Raw genomic sequence first — 4,178 nt, 5'->3', positions numbered from 1 at the left:
GAGATCGCGGCGGCGTACGTGGCCGGCGCGCTGTCCCTGGACGATGCCGCGAAGGTGGTGGCGCTGCGAAGCCGGGCGCTGGCGGTGTTGGCCGACCAAGGCGGGATGGTCTCCATAGGCCTCGGGCATGAGCAGGCCGCCGAGTTCGTGGCCCGCTGGGACGGCCGGCTGACGGTGGCGGTGGTCAACTCGGCGGACAGCGTGGTGGTGTCGGGTGATCTGGACGCGCTGGACGAGCTGCTGGCGTCCTGTGAGGCCGACGGCATCCGCGCCCGCCGACTGCCCGTCAACTATGCCGCGCACTCCGCGCAGGTCGAGGCGATCCGCGAGCAGCTGCTCACCGACCTCGCCGGAATCGGGCCGAGGACCGCGGCCGTCCCCTTCTACTCCACGGTGACCGGCGAGGAGATCGACACCTCCGCCCTCGACGCCGACTACTGGTACCGCAACCTCCGCGAACCCGTGCTGTTCGACCGGACCACCCGGGCGCTGCTCGACCACGGCCACACCGTCTTCGTCGAAGCCAGCCCGCACCCGGTCCTGGTCTCCGCCGTCGAGGAGACCGGTCACCACCACGGCGCCGACCCCCTCGTCACCGGCACGCTCCGGCGCGACCAGGACGACTTCCTCACCTCGCTCGGCCGCCTGTACGTCCACGGTGTCCCGGTCGACTGGCGGTTCCCGGACGACACCGAGCCCGTCGACCTGCCGACGTACGCCTTCCAGCGCGAGCCGTACTGGCTGCGGCCCGTCCCGACGGTGTCGGGCGACCACCCCCTGCTCAGCACGTTCGTGGAACTGCCCGACGGCGCGGTGCTCAGCGGACGAATCTCGCTCGCCACCCACCCGTGGCTGGCCGACCACGCCGTGCGGGGCTCCGTGCTGCTGCCCGGCACCGCGTTCGCGGAGATGGCGGCCTACGCGGCCGGCCGGCTCGGCCGTGCGGTCGAGGAGCTGGTGCTCGAAACGCCGCTCGTCCTCGACGACGCCCCGGTGCACCTCCAGGTCGTCGTGGGCCTCGAGGACGACGGCCGCAACCCGCTCACGGTGTACTCGAACGACGGCGACGAGTGGGTGCGGCACGCCACCGGAACCCTGGGCGAGGAGCCGGTGCTGAGCGCCTGGGACTGGCCGTCGGCCGGCGAGGCCCTCGACGTCGACGGGCTCTACGACTCGCTGTCCGTGCTCGGCTACGAGTACGGGCCGGCGTTCCAGGGCGTCACGGCGGCCCGGCGGGTCGGCGACACCGTCTACGCCGAGGTGGAGCTTCCCGCCGAGGAGCCGTTCGCTCTGCACCCCGCGCTGCTCGACGCCGCCCTGCACCCCATGGCGTTCCTCACCGACCGCACCGGCCTGCCGTTCGCGTTCACCGGGGTGGCGATCCGGCCCGCAGGCCGCGGGCCGCTGCGCGTCCGCCTGTCCGCCACCGGGCCGGACACCTACACCGTGGCCGTGGCCGATCCGGACGGCACCCCGGTCGCGGTCATCACGTCGCTGACCGTCCGGGACGCCACCACCGTCCCGGACAGCCTGTACGCACTCGACTGGGTCCCCCTCGAACCGGCGTCGACGGTCGGCGACCCCGCCGACCTGGTCGTCCACGAGGTGCCCGGGCCGGAGCCCGAGGCGGACACCGTCGAGGCGGCGTACGAGAGCGCGCAGCGCGTGCTCGCCGTGATCCGGGAGCACCTGGCGGGCGAGCGGACGCGGCTGGCGGTCGTCACCCGCAACGCCGTCGCCGCCGCACCCGGCGACGTGGTCGGCCTCCACCACTCGATGGTCTGGGGCCTGGTCCGCGGCGCGCGGGCCGAGCACCCCGACCGGTTCGTCCTGGTCGACGCCGACCCGACCTGGGACCCCGCGCTGATCGCCGGCACGGACGAGCCGGAACTGGCCGTCCGCCAAGGGGCGTTGCGCGTCCCCCGCCTGGTCCGGGTCGGTGCGAGCCTCACCCCGCCGGACGGGACCTGGCGGCTGGAGGACACGGGCACCGGCAGCATCGACGACCTGGCGCTGGTGCCCCGCCCGGAGCTCATGGAGCCGCTCGGGCCCGGGCAGGTCCGGATCGCCATGCGGGCGGCCGGACTCAACTTCCGGGACGTGCTGATCGCCCTCGGCGTCTACCCCGGCGAGGCCCTGATGGGCGGCGAAGGCGCGGGCGTCGTCCTCGAAACCGGCCCGGACACCCCGTTCCGGCCCGGCGACCGCGTCATGGGCCTGGTCCCCGGCGCGTTCGGCCCGGTCACCGTCGCCGACCATCGGCTGCTGGTCCGGATGCCCGACGACTGGTCGTTCGCCAGGGCCGCGGCGGTGCCCGTGGTGTTCCTGACCGCCTGGTACGGCCTGCGTGACCTGGGCGGGCTGGCGGCCGGTCACCGGGTGCTGATCCACGCCGGCACCGGCGGCGTCGGCATGGCGGCGATCCAACTGGCCCGGCGGCTCGGCGCGGAGGTGTTCGCCACCGCGAGCCCCGCCAAGTGGGACACCCTGCGCGCCCTGGGGCTGGACGAGGACCACATCGCCTCGTCGCGCACCCTGGAGTTCGAGCAGAAGTTCCCGCGCATGGACGTCGTCCTGGACTCGCTGTCCGGCGAGTTCGTCGACGCCTCGCTGCGGTTGCTCGTACCCGGCGGCCGGTTCGTGGAGATGGGCAAGACCGACATCCGCGACGCGGCCGACCATCCCGACATCGTCTACCGGGCGTTCGACATCGCCGACGCGGGGCCGGAACGGCTCGGCGAGATCCTCGCCGCCGTCGTACAGGCCTTCACGGACGGCGGGTTCGCACCGCTGCCGTTGGACGTACGTGGGGTCCGGGACGCGGTCGACGTGTTCCGGTTCATGAGTCGGGCGGCGCACGTCGGGAAGATCGTTCTGACTGTTCCGGCGGGTTTCGATGCGGCGGGGACGGTGTTGATCACCGGTGGTACGGGGACGTTGGGCGGTCATGTGGCCCGGCATCTGGTGGCCGAGCGGGGTGTGCGGCATGTGGTGCTGGTCAGCCGCAGTGGTGGTGGGGCGGCGTTGTGCGAGGAGTTGGCGGGGCTGGGCGCGGAGGTGACGGTCGCGGCGTGTGACGTGGCGGATCGGGACGCGCTGGCGGCGGTGCTGGACTCGATTCCGGCCGAGCACCCGCTGACTGCGGTCGTGCATGCGGCCGGTGTGCTCGACGACGCCGTGGTGGAGTCGCTGACTCCTGAGCGTCTGGCCGCGGTCTGGGAGCCCAAGGCGCGGGCGGCGTGGAACCTGCACGAGCTCACCCGGGGGCTGGACCTGACGGCGTTCGTCCTGTTCTCCTCGGCGGCCGGCACGCTCGGCAGCCCCGGACAGGCCAACTACGCGGCGGCCAACACCTTCCTCGACGCGCTCGCCGTGCACCGGCGTGCCCTCGGACTGCCGGCGACCTCGCTGGCCTGGGGCTACTGGGCCGAGGCCAGCGGCATGACCGGGCACCTGACCGATGCCGACCAGGACCGGCTGACCCGAGCCGGGGTCGTGCCGCTGGCCACCGACCACGCCCTGTCGCTGTTCGACGCGGCCCTGGCCACGGACCGGGCCGCGCTGGTGCCGGTACGCCTCGACCTGTCGGTGATGGCGGGCGCCCCGGCGACCCCGGCGGCCCTCAAGGGCCTCGTCTCCCGCAAGGCGGCCCGGCGACCGGCCCGGCGCGGCGCGATCGCCGAACGCCTGCGGACACTGCCGGAGGCCGAACGGCTGCGAGCCGCACTCGACCTGGTCACCGCCAACACCGCCGCCGTGCTCGGGCACCGCGAACCCGGGGCCGGATGGGACCGGCAGCCGTTCAAGGACCTCGGCTTCGACTCCCTGACCTCCGTCGAACTGCGCAACCGCCTCAACACCGCCACCGGCCTTCGCCTGCCCGCCACCGTCACCTTCGACCACCCCACCCCGCGACAACTCGCCGAGCACCTGCTGACCGAGATCCTCGGTGGGGCGGTGGCTTCGGTGGTGCCGGTCGTGGTTGCGGTGTCGGACGATCCGGTGGTGATCGTGGGTATGGGGTGTCGGTTGCCGGGTGGGGTGGGGTCGCCGGACGAGTTGTGGGGTCTGGTGTCGGGTGGGGTGGATGCGATCGGGGGGTTCCCGTCGGATCGTGGGTGGGATGTGGAGGGGTTGTTCCATCCGGATGCGGATCATCCGGGGACGTCGTACACGCG

General features: G+C 73.5%; 1 protein-coding gene. It reads left to right on the top strand.

Annotation, left to right across the window (positions count from 1 at the left end; translation table 11 throughout):
* Positions 1 to 4,178 (top strand): SDR family NAD(P)-dependent oxidoreductase (locus IEZ12_RS36260; RefSeq protein ID WP_189278532.1); only part of this gene is annotated, 4,178 nt, incomplete at both ends.

This window comes from Kitasatospora griseola, from assembly GCF_014648555.1.
GTDB lineage: Bacteria > Actinomycetota > Actinomycetes > Streptomycetales > Streptomycetaceae > Kitasatospora > Kitasatospora griseola.
Note: the sequence above shows the minus strand (reverse complement) of the source record. Positions and strands in the feature narration are given on the sequence as shown.